Raw genomic sequence first — 19,018 nt, forward strand, 5'->3', positions numbered from 1 at the left:
GAGGCAGGGCTGGCCCATCGGCAGAAAAGAAAAAGACCTGAGCAGAGTCTGGCCTTTAAATGGGTGTGGAACGTGGCGACGATTACCGCTACCCCCACAGCCTTTCGGCCGTGGGGGTGAAATCAGCTCAAGCGGCCTGTCGTACTTCTTCGGCGTCGACCTTCGCGCTACCGGCTTCGTCCTTGTCCAGGTCGAGCTGCTTGAGCAACTCGCGTTGCCGGACCAGCAGATCGGTCAGCCGGCCTTCATGCTCGAAGGATCGGGCCAGTTCCAGCCGGAGGTCTTCCAGGCGCTTGCGGCGTGTTTCCAACTGGATCTCGGCATCGGCGTGATGCTTGCCCACCGATTCCAGCACACCCAGCAAGGCGGCCACGAGGGCCGGACCGGTTTGATAAGGTTCGGCGTTGTACAGGCAGTGTCCCGCCAGGTACAGGTTGGGCGGCTGGTCGCCACGGGCCGCCAGCATGCCGAGGTCGAAGCCGCCAAACCGGCCGACGATCCGTTCGATCATCCGGCTGGCCGTGCGCACCTCTTCCCTGGCTGTCTTCACCAACCCGCGTAGCGCTTCGCCAACCGCATCGGGGCCGACGATCTTGCGCCCCGCCAGTTCCATGGCGATGCCCTGCAGGGTCTGCGGCTCGATCCGGGCCGCATCCTGCGCGTACAGCGCGACCTTCTTCTCCAGCGCCTCGATCATCATCGGCAGCCGGCCCACTTCGCTTTCGTTGGCATAGCGCTGGTTGCGCCATACCGAGAACAGCGTCGAGAGCTTGGCCACCTCCGCGTCCACGCCGGCCTTCTCGATCACCAGCGGATTGCCCGAGGCCAAGGCCTTCACCTCGGCATAGGACAGTGCCGCCAATTCCACATCCTCCAGCGACCGGATGCCCTGGTCGCCCTTCATCACCTGGGCGATGAAGCGCGCCTTGGTCTCCAGCGTTTGCCACATGTAACTGTCAAAACTGCCTTCCGTGACATACCGGAAGACTTCCACCTCCTCGCACTCATTGCCCTGGCGCAGGATGCGCCCCTCGCGCTGCTCGACGTCACAGGGACGCCAGGGCGCATCGAGGTGATGCAAGGCCGTGAGACGCGTCTGCACATTGGTGCCCACCCCCATCTTGGCGGTGGAGCCCAGCAGCACCCGGACCCGGCCCTCGCGCACCGCCTTGAATAGCGTCGCCTTCTGGACATCGGTCTCGGCATCATGGACGAAGGCGATCTCCTTCTCGGGGATGCCCGCACCGATGAGCCGGTCACGCAGATCGTCATAGACGCTGAAGCTCTTGCCGCCCTTGGGGGACGACAAGTCGCAGAACACCAACTGGGCGCCGCGGAAGTCCGTCGTGCGTTGCCAGATGGCATGGACCTCCCGCACGCAGGCGGCCACCTTGCCGTTTTCGTCGAAACGCGCCAGCGGCGCCACCAGCCGGAAATCCAGCGCGGCCTTGCGGCCGTCGGTGGTGATCGCCAGCATGTTGTCTTCGTTCGGCTTGACGTCGCCGTTGCGGATGGCTTCCGCCCGCTGGACCAGCGTCTGCACGAAGGCTTTCAGCGATGGGCTCGCCGGGCAGGCGACGATGCGCGGCTTGCCGCCGCGCAGCTTCGGCACCGGCAGGTCCAGCATCTCCGCCGTGCGGATGTCGGCCACTTCGCCGAACACCGCCATCAGCTCGGGCACGTTGATGAACCGGGCGAAGCGCGTGTGCATCCGATAGCCGCTGCCGTCCGGCGCGATCTCCAGCGCCGTGACGCTCTCGCCGAAGGTGGCGGCCCAGGCATCGAACTGCTGCAGCCCGAGCTCCTCCAGCCGGTTGGGCTGCAGATAGCGCATCATGGTGTGGATCTCGGCCATGGTGTTGGCCACCGGCGTCGCCGTCGCGAATACCACCCCCCGCTGCGCATGCCCATGGAGCTGCATCGTGTAGCGCGTCTTCAGGAACAGATCGAAGGCGCGCTCCGAACTGGTCAGCGGCAGGCCTGCCACCCGCGTCATCTTGGTGAACCGGTAGAGGTTCTTGTGCAGGTGGGCTTCGTCCACGAACAGGGCGTCGATACCCAGCAGTTCCCAGCTGAGCAGGTCGTCCTTCTTCTGGTCGGCCGACAGCTTTTCCAGCCGCACCGCCCAGTTCTTCTTCATCGCCTCGAGTTGCTTGACGATCCGGTTGGACCGGTCGTTGCTCTTCTCGGCGCGTACCGCCATCTCTATTTCATGGATGATCTCCTTGATGAATCGCTCGCTGAATCGCGGCGACATCCTGATGCGCTCGAAGCTCGAGTGCGTGATGACTACCGCGTCCCAATCGCCCGTGGCGATGCGCGACACCAACTCGCGCCGGCGGTCGCCTTCCAGGTCTTCCTTGCTCGCCATTAGCACCGACGCGTTCGGATAGAGCCGGACGAATTCCGCCGTGTACTGGGCCAGCATGTGGTTGGGGACCACATGGCAAGGCTTGTTGATGAAACCCAGCCGGCGCAACTCCATGCTGGCGATGACGCATACCGCCGTCTTGCCCGCACCGACTACATGGAACAGCCCGGTGTTGCCGGATTGCACGATGCGCCACACCGAATCCAACTGGTGTGGATGCAGCACGAAGCAGCGGGAAAATCCCGGCAGCTTCAGGTGCGAGCCATCGAAGCGCCTGGGCCGCGTGGCGTTGAACAGGTCGTTGTAGATCCTGCACAGCTTCTCGCGGCGTTCGGTTTCTTCGAAGGCCCAGCCGGCGAACCGCTCCTTGATGAGGCCCAGCTTCTCCCGCGCCGCCAGCGTCTCGTCGGGATTGACGAAATACTTGTCGGTCAGCGGATCGCGGTCGCGCACGGTCGGCACCTGCACATTGAGCGCGCACTGCACGAGCTCGATCGCGTTCATGCGCGAGGTGCCGAATTCCTGGGTCACCTTCACGTTCTGCCGCGCTTCCCACTCGCCGTACTTCACCGACCAGGCGCCGGCTTCGGCCGAGTAGCCCACCTGGCAGTCCTTGAGTTCCAGGACCTGCTGGATGAACGCCTCGACGTCGAGGGCCGGAATCCACACCGCGCCCAGGCGCGGCTCGATGGCCGCCGGTGGCAGGTCTTCCGGTTGCACCTGTTCCAGCGCGTCGATGTTGCGCTGGTAGGTACTCCCGGATAGCACCGCCTGCTTGAGCTTCGCTTTCACGTTGCCTGACAGGTAGTCGTCGGCGGTCTTCCATTCCCCGTCGGCCGGGTCGAGGAAAACCTGCCCCGCTCCGGCCAGTGCCTCCAGCACCGCAGCTTCGGGTGCCCCAAGCAGTTCGGCCATGTAGGCCGGATCGACCCGGCCGCGCCACTGGATGGACGCCGCCAGCGCTTCGGCCGGCTCGCCCGCGGTGCTCGGTTCGACGACCCGGGTCAGCGTGCGCCGGGTGAATAGCGCAGCCTTCCGGGCCGTGTCGGCCTCTTCGTCGTAATGCTCCAGCGACAGCAACAGCGGATAGTCCGGGTCGCGCCGGAACGCCAGCGCATTGGCGCGCGTGGACAGGCAGCCATAGCGCGATACAAAGCGCTCGTAGGTCCCATTGAGCATGGCTCGCAGGTGACCCAGCCGACCGTCGCCCTCATCCGCCAACTGCGCATCGAGCAGGGCCCTGGCGTGGTCGCGGATGGCACACAGGCCGGTGACGCGGGCCCGCTGCGTGGCATTGAGCTGGTCATGGACGTCGACCATCTCGCTGCCCTCGACCCGATGCACCCGCCCTTGGTGGAGACGGTAGCTGCCAGGACGGGCACCGGCCTCGGCCGGGACCACCACTCGCAGCGGGGCTGCCTTGTGCGCCACCGGCCGGTAAGCACCGGCCGGCAGCAAGGCGATGCGCTCGGCCAGGGCCGCCTCCAGGTCGCCCTCGAACACGGCGACCGGTACTTCCTCGTAGCCATTGCTCTCGCGGCGGATGCGGCCAATGCAGAAATGCGGGTGCTCGGCGTACCAGGCGTTGATCGGCAGGTAACGCTCGTAGCACTGGGAGTGCCGGAGACTATCGGGCACCGTGCCCAGCTTCAACCATTTGGCCTCGACCGCCTCGGCCCGCTGCCGCTTGCGCAGGAACAGGATGTCGGTCTGTACCTCCGTGGAGGCGATCCCGGCGAAGGTGCCCTTGGGGAGTCGGATGGCACCCAGCAGGTGAGCCTGGGCGGCGATGTACTCGCGCACTGCGTCGTACTGGGCATCCATCGTGTGACTGCTGGTGATGAAGCACACCAGCCCACCGGGGCGCACCAGGTCGAGGGCGCGGCCGAAGAAATAGTTGTGGATGCTGAAACGGGCATAGGCCCGGTTGCTCACGTCGGCGACCTTGTACTTGCCGAACGGGACGTTGCCGATCACCAGGTCGAACCAGTGGTCGGGCAGGGGAGTTTTCTCGAAAGGGGAAATCCGCACGTCCACGCCGCCGGGCGCGTAGAGCGCGTTGAGGATACGGCCCGAGACCCGGTCGATCTCGACGGCGGTGATGCTGCTGCGCTCGGCCAGATTCCGCGGCATGGCACCGATGAAATGGCCGATGCCAGCCGCGGGTTCCAGGATGCGCCCGCCGGTGAAACCGAAGCGCTCCACCGCCTGCCATATCGCCTCGATCACGGGGACCTCGGTGTAGTGGCTGTTGTTGACGGAGGCGCGCGCCGATTCGTAGTCCTCAGCGGGAAGCAATTCCTGCAAGCGACGGGCGCGTTCGGCCCAGGCGCTGTCGGCGGCTTCGAGATTGAAGCTGGCGGGGAGGCCGCCCCAGCCGGTGTAGCGCTGAAGAACTTGGCGATCATCCGCAGTGGCCGGCCGGCCTTCGGCTTCGATCTGGCGCAGGAGCGTGATTGCCGCCAGGTTGGCCTCGAACTTCGCGGTCGGGCCGGTCAAGTGCTCCAGGTCGGTGCCGGTCAGCTGCGGCCAGAGGATGCGCCGGGCGGCCTCGGTCGCGGTGGCCACCACCCGCCAGTTGGCGCGGCCGGTGTCCACAAACTGCTCTTGCTCGACGTCGACGAGGTTCTCGACGTGGATGGCCTCGACAGGCTCGGCGGGCACGCAAGAAACGGAAAGGAAAACCTGCTCTGCAGGGTGGGGCAGGGTCGGGGCCGCCGGGTCGAACCCGGGCAGCCACAGGGAAGGCGCGGTAGGACGGGCCATCGGTGTGTTCTCCAAGGAAAACGGGGAACACAACGCCCCATCGGGGAGGCGGGCTCCCCGGGTGGGATGGGCAAGAAAACGGTCGTAGACGACCGGTTGGCAAAGGCCAGACGTACGCGACCGGGCCGGGCTTCATGGCGAAGCCGGCATATCGGGTACGAGGCGGCGAGCGCCAGGGCTTGGAAACCAGCCGACGAGCGTCGGCCGGCGCAGGGCTCAGTTCAGCGTAGTGCGCGGAACCAGGGGCAGCCATCGAGCGCTGCCACGACAAGAATGCGGGTAACGACCGCAACGCCCGAGGCGACTCGGGAGCGCTCGAACGAGCGCGCGTTGGCCGAAGCCAGATGCCCTAATAGTGTGCCGTCCGGCGAGTGGCCGTGCGCACCGATCGGCCATTCGCCTGCGAAATCCCTGGTGGAGCAGGCGGATTGCGGGTGGCAATGGGTTGAGCGGCCATGGGCCACCAGCAGTGAGGGGTTTGATGCGCGTCCAATCGGGTGGAGTCCAACGACGCCGGCATTTGGTGCGGCACGCGGTCGAGGATTCGACTACTCGTCGCTTTCCCATTCATCGATGGCGATGGGAACGCACGCTGAAGCGGTCTGTCGGTCGCCCGCGCTCGCCGTGGCCGCCCGCGCAGACCGCGCCGGTGGAACGTTCAGGCGAACCATCGCCTTGCCCAGTTGCTTCGCATCGAGCAAGGCGGCATCGGCACGCTCCAACACCTGCCCCAGCGATTCAGCCGCATGAAGCTCGGCGACCCCGGCAGAGAACCGCAGCGGCACGGCGCCACCCGGCACTGACAGGGGTGATCCGGCGAGTGCCTGCTGCAGGCGTTCCAGCAGCAGGCACGCATCGCCGCCGCTGCAATTCATCAGGATCAGGGCGAACTCGTCGCCACCCAGCCGCGCGATGGTGTCGGCGGGACGCAGATGCCGGCGCAGCGTGGCGGCGAAGTGAACCAGCGCGGCGTCGCCGACCGGATGGCCGTGCCGGTCGTTGATGGCCTTGAAGCCATCCAGGTCGATCATCGCGCAGCAGGCCGACATAGCCATCGGGCCGTTGCCGGACCACCGGTCGCAGGCGCGCCGGAATCCGCGACGGTTCAGGAGCGGTGTGAGATCGTCCTGGTGGAGCAGGTGCTGCGCCTGTTCCAGCGCCCGCTCCAGACCCGCGATGCGCTGCATGACGACCGACCGCCGATGTCGCCGCTGGGAATTGGAATGCATGAAGGCCTGTGCTGGGTGCGGAAGAGGGCCTCAGCGTAGTGGTCGGCGGCAGGGGCGCCCAGCAGGAACGGCCGGTTTGGCGGCACCGTTTCGAGGTTAGGCGCGACACCGGCGGGCCGATGGATCGAGTCGAATGCCATTTGACTTACACGGGCTCTGCCGTCCGTGTTTGCGCATCCCTTCTGACAGCGACGCCCGGAGGCTTGAAGGGCGGGGTTGGGATGAGATTCTGAACGCATGGACATGCCCCTCGGCATGCCTCCTTCAACCGTTCAGGAGCACTCTGTATGAAATTCACGAAAGCCGAAATCGACGCCATCATCGAAGCGTCACCCCGTACCTTCGTTCCCTTCAACAAGTTGGTCCTCTCGCAGGACTATCAGGCGCGCGCCGGTGGCAACACCCCGAAGATGAGCATCGTCGAACTCGCGGCCTCGATCAAGGAATGCGGCGTGTTGCAGAACCTCGTCGTCGTGCAGGGCGCACGCGGCCGCTACGAGGTCTGCGCGGGTGGTCGCCGGCTCGACGCGCTGACCCTGCTGGTGGGCAACGGCGACCTCGCCGACAACTACCCCGTGCCCGTGCTGATCGTGCCGGCCGACCGGGCGCTAATCGCCAGCCTGTCGGAGAACGTCTTCCACATCCCCATGCATCCCGCCGACGAATTCGCGGCCTTTGCGAAGCTGATTGGGCAGGGCAAGTCGGTCGAGGACGTGGCGGCTGCCTTCGGCGTCACGCCGTTGGTGGTTAAGCGCCGCATGAAGCTCGCCACCGTCTCGCCCAAGCTGATGGCCCTTTTTCGCGAAGATCAGATCGGCTTGGACTGCCTGATGGTGCTGGCCTCGGTGGATGATCACCAGAAGCAGGAGCAGACCTGGGCCGCGCTGCCGTCGTGGAACCGCCGTCCCGACTACCTGCGCCAACTGCTGACCCAAGGCGAGATCGAGTCCGACCGCGATACCGTCGCCAAGTACGTGACCCTCAAGACCTATGAGAAGGCCGGCGGTGCGCTACGGCGCGACCTCTTCAGCGACGACGACAAGAAGGTCTACCTCCTCGATGCGGCCCTATTGGAAAAGTTGGCGACCGACAAGCTGCAAAAGCGGGCCAAGCAGATCGCGGCCGAAGGCTGGAAATGGGTCGATGTCCGAGTCCGCTATGCCTTCGACGAGTACGTCAAGTACGGCGAACTGCGCAAGACGAAGCGCCAACCGGATGCCGATGAAGCGGCCACCCTGGCGGACCTGGATGATCGCATCGCGGCGCTGCACGCGCAGATGGAAAGGCTGGCCGACGAAGACGGCGACGAGGAGACCTTCTATCAGCTCGAAGGCGAAGCCGAAGGCCTGGAGGAGCAACGCAAGGCGCTCGACGAAGCCCTCAGCGTGTGGCCGGCGGACCTGATGGCCCAGGCCGGCTGCGTCGTCCATGTCGCCAACAACGGCGCCGTCGCGGTGAAGTACGGCTTGATCCGCCCCGACGACCGCAACGACATGGTCCAGGCCGCCCGCCAAGCCGCTGAAAACGGCACCGACGACCCACTGGTGTCGCTGCCGTCGCCCAAGACCCGCCCGGTGCATTCCGAGAAGCTGGTGCGTTGCCTCACCGCCCACCGGGTCGCCGCCGTCCAGGCCGAATTGCTCGACCGCCCCGACGTGGCGCTGGCCGCGATCACCGCACATCTGGCGCAAAAGATTTTCCGGGGCAACGATCTCTACTATTGCCGCTCGGAGAACGTCTTCGCCATCAGCGCGACCGACAGCCAATCCGAACTCCGATCCGCCGCCGAGGACATGGAGGCCAGTGCCGCCTGGGCGAAGCTTCAGGCCGAGCGCACGGCCTGGGCCGAGCGGCTACCGGAGAACCTGGAGGACATCTTCCCGTGGCTGCTCGCCCAGGAGCAGGCGACGGCGCTGCACCTGCTGACCTTTGTCGTTGCGGTCACCGTCACCGGTATCTATGGCACCGAGCCCGAGCGGCAAAGCAACGAGGCGTTGGCGCGGGCCTTGGGGCTGGACATGACCCAATGGTGGACGGCCACGGGGGCTTCCTACTTTAACCTCGTCTCCAAGGCACGTGTCCTCGAGGTCGTCACCGAGGCCGTCGATGCCAATGCTGCCAGTCCGCTGGCCGCGCTCAAAAAGGATGCCGTGGTGACGGGGGCGGAACAGACGGTGGCCGGCGCGGGCTGGTTGCCCGCCTGCTTGCGCATCAACACCGCTCAGACCAGGCAGACCGAAGCGGCAGCGGATGACACGCGCAGGGTGCCCGGCGAGCCAGCCGTGACGGCGTGAGGCACGCCAAGGCGGTGCCGGGCGGCGCAATCGTTCCCGCCCAGCACCGCTTTGTCCGGACGCCGCTCACACCGGCATGGCCGCCCCGTCGTTATCGTCGCCCTTCGGCTCGGGCGAGCCAACCGGCTGGCCTCCTGGCTTAATGATCGTGCCGATGTTTGGAATATGTGCAGCTACACATATGGTATATTGTGGTCAGTCCGCGGTTATGCGCAGAAAGGCCCGCAAAGCCCCGTCTTCCGGGGAGCCTGGTGACCCTGTCTCCGCATAACACCCCGCAGCCCCGGACCGGCCGAGGCTGCGAAGCTGGGCTGGCGCCGGCCTACAACGAGCGCAGCCAGTCCAGCAGCGACTTGCTCTGCTGCCAGGACGGCAGCGCTACCGATGGCGACTCTCCGGCCACCTTCTCCAGCGCGCGCCGCTTCATCTCCAGGTTCGCCCGGGCGTAGATCTGCGTCGTCTTGACGTCCACGTGCCCGAGGAAGTCGCGGATGATCTCCAGCGACACGCCGCTTTGCAGAAGGTGCATGCCCTTGGTGTGCCGCAGGCTGTGGGGGCTGATCTTCTGCGTGAAGCCGGGTACCGCCGACCGGGCTGCCTGCACGTGACAGTGCAGCAGGTAACGCAGGCCAGACCTCGACAAGCGCCCACCGTGGCGGTTCTGGAACAGTGGCAGGTGGCCGCGCTCAGGCCGGTCGAGATCGTTCTCTCGCAGGTGGTCACGCAGCAACTGCGCCGTGGCGTCCATCAACGGCACCACGCGCACCTTGCGCCCCTTGCCCAGCAGCCTGACCTGGGCCGGCGTCGTCAGGCGCACATCGTGGGCGTTCAGGTCGATCAACTCCTGTGCCCGGCCGCCGGTGTCGTACAGCACGCTGAGCATCACCGCGTCGCGCCGCCCGGCCGGTGTGGCCGGATCGGGGTGCGCCAGCACCTGGGTCAGTTCGTCCTTGGACAGGTAGGCCACCGGCACCTGGACATGGCGTCGCAACGGCATCGCCATGATCTTCTGGCACTGCAGCATCCGCTCCGGCACCTCCGATTGCACGTAGCGGAAGAACGCGTGCAGCACAGCCAGCCGCTGGTTCTGGGTGCGGATCGAGCACTGCCTCTCCTGCGCCAGGTGATCGAGGAAGGCCTCCACGAAGGCCACGTCGATGTCGGCCAGGCCCAGGCGCTCGACCGCGATGCCGCGCCCGTCGCGCCCGAAGCGCAGCAGCAGCGTGAACACATCGCGGTAGGCCTTGATCGTGTTCGGGCTCAGATTGCGCTGGCCAGCGAGGTAGCGCGTAAGGAAGTTGGTCACGTGCACGGACAGGTCGGTCGGCTTCATGACGGCCTCCTGCGCGGAATGACGTCGCCGAAGGCCGCGTCTGATCGCGAGACGATCTCCGGGTACAGATCGGCCGTCATCTGTAGGTAGTCCTGCGTGCCGTCGATCGAGGCGTGGCCAAGGTAGGTGGCCAGTACCGGCAACCTGGCCTGCAGATCGGCGCCCTCGCGGTACCAGCGCAGCAGGGTGTGCACCGCGAAGGTGTGGCGCAGGTCGTGAAGGCGAGGCCCTTCTCCTCGACCACCGTGGCCGATGTGACATCGCTGCAGCAGGTCCCTGTAGTTGCGGTACACACCGCTGCCGTGAAGCGGGCCGCCGCGCGGTGACGGGAAGAAATAGGCATCCGCCGGTCGCGGACCCAACGTGGCGGCGTACTTCTGCAGACGAACGACCAGTGGTTGGGCGGGCGGCACCAGACGATCCTTGCGGAACTTGGTGTCATTGATGTGCAGCACGCCTTGGATCAGATCAACGTCCCGAATGCGCAGGCTCAGTGCCTCTTCGAGGCGAAGGCCGCATCCGTACAGCACGCGCAGCAGCTCTGGCAAGACGAGGTGGCGCAGGTGTGTAGACGCCCTCGGCTCAATCTGGTCCGCGGCATCGAGCAGGCGGCGGACTTCGTCGTGCGTCAGGACGCGCGCCAGGAATGACTTGGACTGCTTGGCGCCGGTCCCCTGATCGGGCACATCGGCGGGAAGGCCGAGCCGGCGCATGTACAGAGCGAACTGGCGAACCATGTTGATCCGCACGCGTTGGGTCTTCCCGGATTCGTGCGGCTGCTTGGCCAGCCACGATGAAATCACAGCCCTCGGCAACTCGACTTGCTGCAAGCCCTGGCGGCACAGATAGGCGTCGAAGCGCCGCAAGCTCGACGCGCATTCGTCGTAGCGGTAGCCGCAGGCCCGCTTCTCCTGAACGAACTGCGCCATCAGAGGTGCCAAGGGGCTGTTGCCGGTGAGCGTTACGGGCTTACGAGGCATGGCCATGGCGTACCTCCTCCGGATCGATGGCGGCGATGCGCAGCGTCTCCACATCGGCCTTGGCGTAGATGAAGGTCGTTGCCGGCGAGGCGTGCCCCAGCACGGCGGAGATGACCGGGAACGGCGTCTGTGCACCGAGCAGCCGGGTGGCCAGGGTGTGGCGCAGCGAGTGCAGGCCCTGCCGCTGCGGCGTCCTGAACGTGATGCCGGCCAGCTCTCGCCAATAGGCGACGACACGGTGAAGTCGATCGCGCTCGCAGATGGGGTCGAACGGCGGCGTCAGGTTGGTGAACAGGTGCCGGTGCTCCACCGGGGGGCGGCCTGCTCGCAGGTAGTCGATGAGTGCGTTGCCGACCTCCTCGATCAGAGGCAGGACCAGCGGTTCACCCGTCTTGTTCTGGACGATCTCGATCGTGGACGTGGTCCAGTACAGGTGGTCGAGCGTGAGGCGCTTGATGTCGCCCAGGCGCAGGCCCAGGCGTGCGGCGAGCAGCAAGATGGCGTAGTCACGCTTGCCCTTGGGTGAACTGCGATCGACCACGGCGAGCAGCCGCTCGACCAGCTCCGGCTCCCACACCGAAGGCACCGTGGCATTGCTGGCCAGCCGGATCGTCGGTATCTCGGTGCTGAGGTCACGGGGCAGGATGTCGCGCAGGAACAGGTACTGCAGGAACTGCCGCAGGCCGGACGACACACACGAGACGGTTCTCGGCTTCCAGGCAGTTCGGGTCCGAATGAAAGCGCTGAGGTCTTCGGCCTGCAGCATGTCCAGTGACTCCAGGCCTCGGGTGCGCAGGAAGTCCAGGAAGACTGCGATGTTGTGCATGCGCTCGGCCAGGCTGGTCGACCGCAGATGCCGGCGCTCTCTGGCGTACTGCTCGTACTCGCGCAGCACCTTGTGCATGCCCACCGGCACGCGCAGCCCGGTGGTCTCGACCGTGAAACGGGTGATGGTGCCGGTGCGGGCGAAGTCATCGAGCACCTTGATGCCGTAGACGAGGTGCCGGCGCCACCGCTGGCCAAGCTTGAGCACCTCGCCGTCGCGCAAGCCGTAGACCTGCTCGAAGCGAAGGGCCAGCTCACGCGTGTACTCGGCAGGCAGGCCCTGGGCACGGGCGAAGTCGGCCAGTTGCTCCCACACCCGCTTGTAGCGGTTTACGGTGCGGATGGTGTAGCTGCGCATCCGCAGTTCGTGCGCAGCGGCCTGACACAACGGCTCCAGCGCCAGCGCGCCGGCTCCATCAGAGTTGAGCGAATCCATGATCGTCTCCTCGTTGAAGGCGGCCCCGATGGCCGCCGGGGAAGACAATCATGAAACTTTTATGCTGAGTCCGGCCCGCTGGATTCCGCTCCTGCTGGGCAACGGGGTGCCTTTCTGCGCATAACCGCGGACTGACCACAATAGGCACCTGCGGCCCTTGCGCGCGCATGCCCCGCCAACTGCGACACCGCCAGCCGCGCCGCTCGATCCAGTTCCGGTGATACCGGCCCGCCACCCCGGACCGGGGACGGCACCCCGGTGATGTCTTCATAGGCATCATTCAACACCTCGTGGCGCAGGCCATGACCTGTCGCGCCCCGCTTGCGCAGGGTGATGCCGAATTTCTCCAGGACGTAGTCCAGCCGCCGCAGGTTACGCTTCAGGTCCCGACGCGGATCACCCATGTGGGCGTCGCGACTGGCGACCACGCCCTGGGCAAACTCCAGCGCTGCCAGATGAAGCGGACTGTCCAGGGGAATCCAGCGCACCCGGCCGCCCTTGCCCTTGACCCAGGCATACCGATCCGCCTGCTGCTGGTTCTCTGGCAGCCCGGTCTCGCTGTACGGCATGACATGCTGGAACGGCCGGAACTGTACCGACTCCTTGCGCCGCAGCCCCAGGGCCGACATCAGCCGTAGCGACGCGCCGACACGGAGGTCGAACTTGCATACCTCGGCGATCACCGCCTCGGCATCGATCCCTTGGGCGGTCCAGCTCTTGTCGCGCTGGGCGGACTCGTGGCGCTGGTACTCCTCCAGGCTCAAACCGTAGTGGCCCGGCTTGCGCACGAAGCCGTGCTTGCCCATCCACATCGCCAGCCCCCGCAGGAAGCTCAGGTAGGTCTGGATCGTCGCCGGCGCCAGATGCGCTTGCTGCCAGACATGCACCATGGCGTGGATGTGCTTCTGCCCGAGATTGCGCGGGTCCGGCACGGTTTTGAAGCCCGCCTTCTGCTTCAGGTCGCGGAAGAAGCGCCGCAAGAACTGCGCACGCTCCTGCCGCGTCTTGTGCGAGACGGTTTTCTCCAGCGCCGTATGCTGGGTGTTGAAGAGTTTGATCAGGACCTCCAGCACCTTGAGCGGCGGCGCCTTGCCCGGCTGGTAGCGGGCGAGGATTTCCTGGGGAGTCTTGCCCGCCCAACCCTGGGGGCGAGCCGGTTGCTGCTGGCTCGAACGCCCGGGGCTGGCGGGGTCCTGCAGTCGGCGGCGAGAGGTACGGCGAACGGTATTGCTGGGGATTGCGTCCGACATGGCGATGGCTCCTGGGTCTGAGGCCCGCCGCCCGAACGGCGAGCCGATGTTCGTATGGAATCCATAGAGGCCACCGGCAGGACGGATTCCGTTGCCCGCGCCGGTCAGTGGTCAAGAACTTTGGTACCGCGCGCGACCACGGCGTCGCGGCACCTACCCAGTGGGTTCGTCGGCCAGCGCGTCCGCGCTCGCCAACTCGGTCGGTCTTAAAAACGAAACGGGTTGATCCGGCCCATCCGTGCATTTCTGCAGCCATGGGGGTGGTGATGCCGGCCGGCCTCTGGGGCGTGGCTTGGGCATCGGCGGCGAGGTCTGGCCTCGCGCCATCTGGTGGATCGGTTCTGGAGTCGTATCGCCATCCACTCGCATGGGTCCGCCCCTGACCGAAAGTCCAGGGCGGTGTCGAGGGTGTGAGCGAAGGCGCGCGGGGAGCCCAACAGGGCAAACACGACCGCGCGCTGCGTGGAACGCGTGCTCAAAGGATGGCGGGAACAGGGACACGGCATCGGGTGCCGGCCGGGTGCTCTGCTGGCCGTGGTGCGCTTCAGGGAGCGCCAAGCGATAAACGCTGGCCAAGCCAGGGACATGCACTACGAGAAAGGCCTCGGGACCGCCGCCTCAAGGGCGACGGCATTGCCGGTTCGAGACCGGCGCTTCAAGGGCAGGTAACGACTGCGACGCCTTTTGCTCCGCGATGGAGCGGGGCCAGGATGGCCCTCGGGAAACCGTAGTTGACGCCAAGCGGGTAGGGCGGTCAAGCGGGCGGCTCGAAAGCGCGGCGATTTGCGGAGGATTGCGGGTGGCACTTGCACGCCCGGGAGAGTGCGGTAAGGCGCATTTATTGTCGCAAAGCTGCGGGCAACGAGGCGGCGGGCGGGCTTGACGGGGGAAATCTCTGCCTCTGGTCCTGAGCGGGGCAACTCGGGGCGATGCTCGCGCGCGGACCGCTCCGGCGGCAACCGCCGCGCATGGGGTTGATGCCCGCCATTTGAATGAGAGCGTAGTGACACACACGCAGCCCCGCCGGGGGATGACGCTTTCAAGTGTCAGCGAAATGTCCGTGCATCGCCGGTTCGCTGACAGCGGGCCGAGCCCGATGCCGAAATCGGCCTCTTTGAGTGGGGATTTCGTGTGGCGGGATCAGGTCGCCCTGTCGATGCTGATCGACCTCAACCCTGCCTCGGAGCCTTGTCATGGAATTGATCGTCAGAGCGGTGGATGTCGGATCCGGCAACACCAAGTTCGTCACGGCCGCAGCCGGTACCGATATCCGCTGCGCCAGTTTCCCGTCCGTCGCCTATCCGTCGAGCGACGACTCGCCGTCGTGGCCGGCGAGCGAGCGCAAGAAGACGGTGTGCATCCCCATCGGCCCGCTGTTCTACGAAGTCGGGCCAGACGTGAGCCTCGCCGCCGATACCTTCCGTGCTAAGCAGTTGCACGACGAATACACCGAGACGCCCGAATACATGGCGCTGCTGCGGGGGGCGCTCTCCATGATGAAGGTGAGCCGCATCGACTTGCTGGTGGTCGGCCTGCCGGTGGCGCTCTTCGCGGTCAAGAAGGCGGCGCTGGAGAAGGCCATGACCGGCCGGCACGACATCGGCGGCGGCAAGGCCGTGACCGTGGGTAAGGCCCTGGCCGTGCCCCAGCCGCAAGGGGCGCTGGTGCACTACGCTTCCGAGCACCAGAAGATGGCGATCATCGGCAACGAGCAGAGCCTGATCATTGATCCGGGCTCGCGCACCTTCGACTGGCTGGTGGCCCGGGGTATGCGTTTCGTGCAGAAGCAGAGCTACTCCTTCAACCGCGGCATGTCCGATGTGTTGCGCCTGCTGGCGGCCGAGATCACCAAGGATATCGGCTCGCCGTACCGGGACTACGACGCGATCGATCTGGCGCTGCGCACGAGCAAGCAGCCGGTGATCTTCCAGAAGCCCTACGACATGAAGCGCCTGCTGCCCCTGGCCGAAACCGTCGCCGAGCAAGCCGTCTCGACGATGAAGGAGTGGATCGAGGCGCCGCACAGCCTGCAGAACATCATCCTGGTCGGCGGCGGGGCGTTTCTGTTCCGCAAGGCGGTGAAGGCGGCGTTTCCGAAGCACCGCATCCATGAAGTGAGGGAACCGATGTTCGCCAATGTGCGGGGCTTTCAACTGGCGGGGCAGAACCACGCGCGCAGCGTGATGGCCGCCACCGGGAAGGAGCGGGGCCAGGATGGTCCGGGAGAAGTCGAATGAGTATCGAAACCGGAAAGGACCCCATGCCCATTCGTCTCGTCTTCGAACTGGCGCGGGCCGACCATCCGCGCCTGTATGACGACCTGATCCAGTTTCACAAGGGCACGAAACGGGTCAATCGCCTGCGCGTGCTGGCCTACGATGGCTTGTTGGCGCAGAAGGGTGTGTTCGCCGGGATGAGGCCCGGCTTGCCCTATCAGCCTTCCGCAAGTGGGGCGCAGGAGGGCAATGGCGACATCACCAACGACATCTTCGCGCCAGCGATCGACGGGTGAGGCGGCCATGGGCAAGCGATCGCTCCAGTCAGCGGATGATCGGATGGTCAATGCTTCGGACCTGGCGCAGATGGGCCGCTGCGAACGGCTGGTGATGTTCGAGCATATGCATGGCAGCCGGCGCACGGCCTGGCAGCGGGAAGCCCGGGCGCGCGGGCTGGTCGAGCACGAGCAGTTCTATCGGGAAGGACGGGTGGCTTCCGGGCTGGCCGATCGGAAGGGGCGCTGTTTCATCGCCACCTGCGTGTTCGGCGAGGCTTGGCAGACAAAGATGCTGCGCCGGTTCAGGGACGAGGTGCTACGACCCAGCGCTTGGGGACGCCGGGTGATCCGCCTTTACTATCGCGGGGCGCCCGGCCTCTGCGTCGTTCTGCGCCGATGGCCTGCCTTGCAAGTTCCTATGCGCATGGTGTTGGGGGCGATAGCGACGGCGCTTCGGTGGTGGTCAGGCTTGCGTGGGGGCGGCAAGTGTCGGCACTAACATGGGGCGTCGGTTGCGCCGTTGCTATCGTGTGCCTCGCGCTTGTCATTGCGCGGAGACAATCAGTTGAGACCCATGCCGCTCAGGCTGAGCGGGCCTCACGACCGGCAGCGCTGCGGGATGCCGAGTTGGTCTATATGGAAAGACTGTTCCGGATTTCCACGCCCGTCGGACTGGTGGCGAGACTTGACCGAGCATACCGGATGCCCTCCGGTCTGCTCGTGTTGGTGGAGTTCAAGACTCGCTGGAGCAACCAGCCCTTCCTGTCGGACGTGATCCAGTTGTCCGCCCAGAGGATGGCGGTGATGGGGCAGACGGGGCAGTCGGTGGCCTCCTACGGGTATGTGATGGTGAAGGCGCCGACCCGGCGAGCCTTACCGATCGCGCATTTCGTCAAATTGATGACTGGCGAGCAGGTGGTTGCGTTGGTCAGGAGGCGGGAAGAAATTCTCGCGGGACGTGGTGTTTTGCCTCGCAAGTCCTCATCCCTGAAAACGTGCGATGCCTGTGCGTTCCGGGCGGATTGCAATTCGGGCGACAAATAACCGTATGCCCGACTGTAGTGCGAACTGCTGAAGAAGACTTGCTTGCCGAGGGCTGTCGATCACCGATCATCGAAGCGTGCGCGTAGGGGATGGAGGAATTGGATAACTTTATTTTGCACGATAACATTGCATGTGTTATCGTGCGTAATATTGGTTACCTTGGTCGTTTATCCATGTTGGCCCTCGCTACCGCCGTTCGACACTACCTCCACGACGTCTTGGGTATTCCCTCGTCCATCGTGAAGCCGTGGGCGCGAGAAAACGAGTTGCCGTACTTCCTGCGGGACACCTTTCAGTTCGGGGAGATTGAACTGCTGGGACACTCCATTGTGCTGGCAATGGGACGTGCTGAACAAAAACAGTCTCTCAGCGAGGTTCGAACGTGGTTGGACAAGGTCAGGGCGTTGGCCGGACAGCCAGCGGTTTACGTCACAGATGCCTTGGCCTCCTACGAACGTCGACGGCTGATCGAGCAAAAAATCCCGTTCATCGTTCCAGGCAATCAACTCTATTTGCCGGACTTAGGCCTCGACCTTCGTGAATACTTCCGGCAGCGCTCGCCAACGGCGGAGTCGGCACTGAGTCCATCCGCGCAGGCCATGCTGATCACGGCCCTGCTGCACCAGCCTTGGCAGGCCGAATGGCAACCTTCGACGGTTGCGGTCGCCTTGGGCTACACGCCGATGACCGTGTCGCGCGTGGTCAAGGAACTGACTGCGGCCGGACTTGCCGCCGCGTACACCGTGGGCCGGTCTCGCTGGCTGCGCATGGAGCAGCCTCCACAGCAGACATGGGAGCGGGCAAAACCTGCGTTGCGAACTCCGGTCAAGCGGACCGTCTGGGCGCTTGCTGAAGACCCCATGGTCAAGCAGTTGGGCCGATTGGCCGGCTTGAGCGCGCTGGCGCACTATTCAATGCTGACCGAGCCCAGGTGGCCGGTGTACGCCCTAAGCGCCACGGAATGGAAGACGGCGACAGACGCAGGTCTTCAGGCGTTGCCCGAACCTGTTGCCGGTGCGCGCGAATGGCAGGTGTGGAGCTACAGCCCGGCGTTGTTGCTTGGCGCTGCCACGGTTGACCCGCTCTCGCTGACACTCAGCCTGCAAGACAACGCGGATGATCGCATCCAACTCGCGCTGGACGAACTGAAAGGGCAACTGCCATGGTGAGAGGCCTGGATGTTTTCCAGGGCTGGTTCGCGGACTACGCCGACCAATACGTTCTGATCGGTGGCACGGCCGCCAGCTTGGCCATGGAAGAGGCCGGGCTGGCGTTCCGCGCCACCAAAGACCTCGATATCGTCCTGCACGTCGAGGCGCTGACCGCAGCCTTCGGCCTGGCCTTCTGGAAGTTTGTGGACGCCGGCGGATACGAGATTCGCCAAGCCAGCGATACGGGAAAACCGATCTTCTATCGATTCCAGAAACCCGCTGATGACCGCTACCCGGCGATGCTCGAACTGTTCGCGCGAGCACCCCACGGATTGCAGCCGGCCGAAGGCAGTCGACTCACACCGATACCACTGGACGAAGCCGTCTCCAGCCTGTCCGCCATCCTGTTGGACGAGTCTTATTACGCATTCATCATGGCTGGGCGCCGTGAAGTCGGTGGTCTGCCGTGGGTGGGCGAAGACCGCTTGATTCCGTTGAAAGCGATCGCGTGGCTAGACCTCAACACGCGGAAAGAGCAGGGCGCCAAGGTGGACGCCAAGGACGTGCGCAAGCATCTCAACGATGTGCTGCGCCTGTCGCAACTGCTGGCGCCCGCGACGCGCATTCCGCTCGACAAGAAAATCGGCGATGACATGACCCAGTTCCTTACCGTGGTGGCGTCTGATACCTCGATCGAACCGAAAGCGCTGCAACTCGGCGATGTCACTGTCGCCGAGTTGGTGGCCCGCATCGCCCAAGCGTATGAACTCGATGCGCCGGGGCAGGTGAAGGGATGAGTCAGATACGACCGATGCCAGAGCAGGTGAAGAAAGGCGAATTCGTGA

General features: G+C 65.2%; 13 protein-coding genes. 7 read left to right on the plus strand and 6 right to left on the minus strand.

Annotated elements, in window-relative coordinates:
• Positions 1–127: 127 nt before the first annotated feature.
• Complete coding sequence (locus GH660_RS09085; protein ID WP_228276430.1) at positions 128–5,035, minus strand: DEAD/DEAH box helicase; 4,908 nt, start codon at positions 5,033–5,035, stop codon at positions 128–130.
• Positions 5,036–5,685: 650 nt separating this feature from the next.
• Positions 5,686–6,324 (minus strand): GGDEF domain-containing protein, encoded by a 639-nt coding sequence (locus GH660_RS09090; RefSeq protein ID WP_194266275.1) that lies wholly within the window; start codon positions 6,322–6,324, stop codon positions 5,686–5,688.
• A 329-nt stretch (positions 6,325–6,653) separates the two neighbouring features.
• On the opposite strand from GH660_RS09090, the gene GH660_RS09095 reads away from it, so the two are divergent.
• Positions 6,654–8,660 (plus strand): ParB N-terminal domain-containing protein, encoded by a 2,007-nt coding sequence (locus GH660_RS09095; RefSeq protein WP_153146350.1) that lies wholly within the window; start codon positions 6,654–6,656, stop codon positions 8,658–8,660.
• 322 nt (positions 8,661–8,982) lie between these two features.
• Here GH660_RS09095 and GH660_RS09100 read toward each other — a convergent pair whose 3' ends face one another.
• From GH660_RS09100 to GH660_RS09115, 4 genes are read right to left on the minus strand one after another with little or no spacing between them, the layout of a single operon-like run.
• Positions 8,983–9,993, minus strand: a complete 1,011-nt coding sequence (locus GH660_RS09100; RefSeq protein ID WP_153146351.1) for a site-specific integrase — start codon at positions 9,991–9,993, stop codon at positions 8,983–8,985.
• Positions 9,990–10,979: a tyrosine-type recombinase/integrase gene (locus GH660_RS09105; RefSeq protein WP_228276431.1), complete on the minus strand. Its 990-nt coding sequence runs from the start codon at positions 10,977–10,979 to the stop codon at positions 9,990–9,992. Before GH660_RS09105 ends, GH660_RS09100 begins: the two co-directional genes overlap by 4 nt.
• On the minus strand, positions 10,963–12,234 hold the full coding sequence (locus GH660_RS09110; protein ID WP_153146352.1) for a tyrosine-type recombinase/integrase: 1,272 nt from the start codon (positions 12,232–12,234) through the stop codon (positions 10,963–10,965). The genes GH660_RS09105 and GH660_RS09110 overlap by 17 nt, the downstream gene beginning before the upstream one ends.
• Before the next feature lie 59 nt (positions 12,235–12,293).
• Entirely contained in the window at positions 12,294–13,484 is a 1,191-nt protein-coding gene (locus GH660_RS09115; protein ID WP_228276432.1) for a phage integrase N-terminal domain-containing protein, read from the minus strand.
• 1,193 nt (positions 13,485–14,677) lie between these two features.
• Between GH660_RS09115 and GH660_RS09120 the strand changes: the two genes are divergently transcribed.
• The 6 genes from GH660_RS09120 (at position 14,678) to GH660_RS09145 (ending at position 18,970) form a co-directional block, all read left to right on the plus strand.
• Positions 14,678–15,721, plus strand: coding sequence for a PRTRC system protein D (locus tag GH660_RS09120; RefSeq protein WP_153146353.1), 1,044 nt, complete (start codon positions 14,678–14,680; stop codon positions 15,719–15,721).
• Positions 15,718–15,996 (plus strand): hypothetical protein, encoded by a 279-nt coding sequence (locus tag GH660_RS09125; protein WP_153146354.1) that lies wholly within the window; start codon positions 15,718–15,720, stop codon positions 15,994–15,996. Before GH660_RS09120 ends, GH660_RS09125 begins: the two co-directional genes overlap by 4 nt.
• Positions 15,997–16,003: 7 nt before the next feature.
• Positions 16,004–16,477 (plus strand): CFI-box-CTERM domain-containing protein, encoded by a 474-nt coding sequence (locus GH660_RS09130; protein ID WP_153146355.1) that lies wholly within the window; start codon positions 16,004–16,006, stop codon positions 16,475–16,477.
• Complete coding sequence (locus GH660_RS18005; RefSeq protein WP_228276433.1) at positions 16,375–17,022, plus strand: PD-(D/E)XK nuclease family protein; 648 nt, start codon at positions 16,375–16,377, stop codon at positions 17,020–17,022. The genes GH660_RS09130 and GH660_RS18005 overlap by 103 nt, the downstream gene beginning before the upstream one ends.
• An 89-nt stretch (positions 17,023–17,111) precedes the next feature.
• Positions 17,112–18,191, plus strand: coding sequence for a hypothetical protein (locus GH660_RS09140; RefSeq protein ID WP_228276434.1), 1,080 nt, complete (start codon positions 17,112–17,114; stop codon positions 18,189–18,191).
• Positions 18,185–18,970, plus strand: a complete 786-nt coding sequence (locus GH660_RS09145) for a hypothetical protein (protein ID WP_153146357.1) — start codon at positions 18,185–18,187, stop codon at positions 18,968–18,970. The genes GH660_RS09140 and GH660_RS09145 overlap by 7 nt, the downstream gene beginning before the upstream one ends.
• Positions 18,971–19,018 lie beyond the last annotated feature (48 nt).

This window comes from Dechloromonas sp. H13 (genome assembly GCF_009469615.1).
Classification (GTDB): domain Bacteria; phylum Pseudomonadota; class Gammaproteobacteria; order Burkholderiales; family Rhodocyclaceae; genus Azonexus.

Excerpts from the sequence above, each read along its gene's own strand:
- GH660_RS09105 (WP_228276431.1), bottom strand. The coding sequence starts at position 10,979 with ATGGCCATGCCTCGTAAGCCCGTAACGCTCACCGGCAACAGCCCCTTG.
- GH660_RS09120 (WP_153146353.1), top strand. The coding sequence starts at position 14,678 with ATGGAATTGATCGTCAGAGCGGTGGATGTCGGATCCGGCAACACCAAG.
- GH660_RS09100 (WP_153146351.1), bottom strand. The coding sequence starts at position 9,993 with ATGAAGCCGACCGACCTGTCCGTGCACGTGACCAACTTCCTTACGCGC.
- GH660_RS09125 (WP_153146354.1), top strand. The coding sequence starts at position 15,718 with ATGAGTATCGAAACCGGAAAGGACCCCATGCCCATTCGTCTCGTCTTC.
- GH660_RS09095 (WP_153146350.1), top strand. The coding sequence starts at position 6,654 with ATGAAATTCACGAAAGCCGAAATCGACGCCATCATCGAAGCGTCACCC.
- GH660_RS09145 (WP_153146357.1), top strand. The coding sequence starts at position 18,185 with ATGGTGAGAGGCCTGGATGTTTTCCAGGGCTGGTTCGCGGACTACGCC.
- GH660_RS09115 (WP_228276432.1), bottom strand. The coding sequence starts at position 13,484 with ATGTCGGACGCAATCCCCAGCAATACCGTTCGCCGTACCTCTCGCCGC.
- GH660_RS09130 (WP_153146355.1), top strand. The coding sequence starts at position 16,004 with ATGGGCAAGCGATCGCTCCAGTCAGCGGATGATCGGATGGTCAATGCT.
- GH660_RS09140 (WP_228276434.1), top strand. The coding sequence starts at position 17,112 with ATGGAGGAATTGGATAACTTTATTTTGCACGATAACATTGCATGTGTT.
- GH660_RS09090 (WP_194266275.1), bottom strand. The coding sequence starts at position 6,324 with ATGCAGCGCATCGCGGGTCTGGAGCGGGCGCTGGAACAGGCGCAGCAC.
- GH660_RS18005 (WP_228276433.1), top strand. The coding sequence starts at position 16,375 with ATGGCCTGCCTTGCAAGTTCCTATGCGCATGGTGTTGGGGGCGATAGC.
- GH660_RS09110 (WP_153146352.1), bottom strand. The coding sequence starts at position 12,234 with ATGGATTCGCTCAACTCTGATGGAGCCGGCGCGCTGGCGCTGGAGCCG.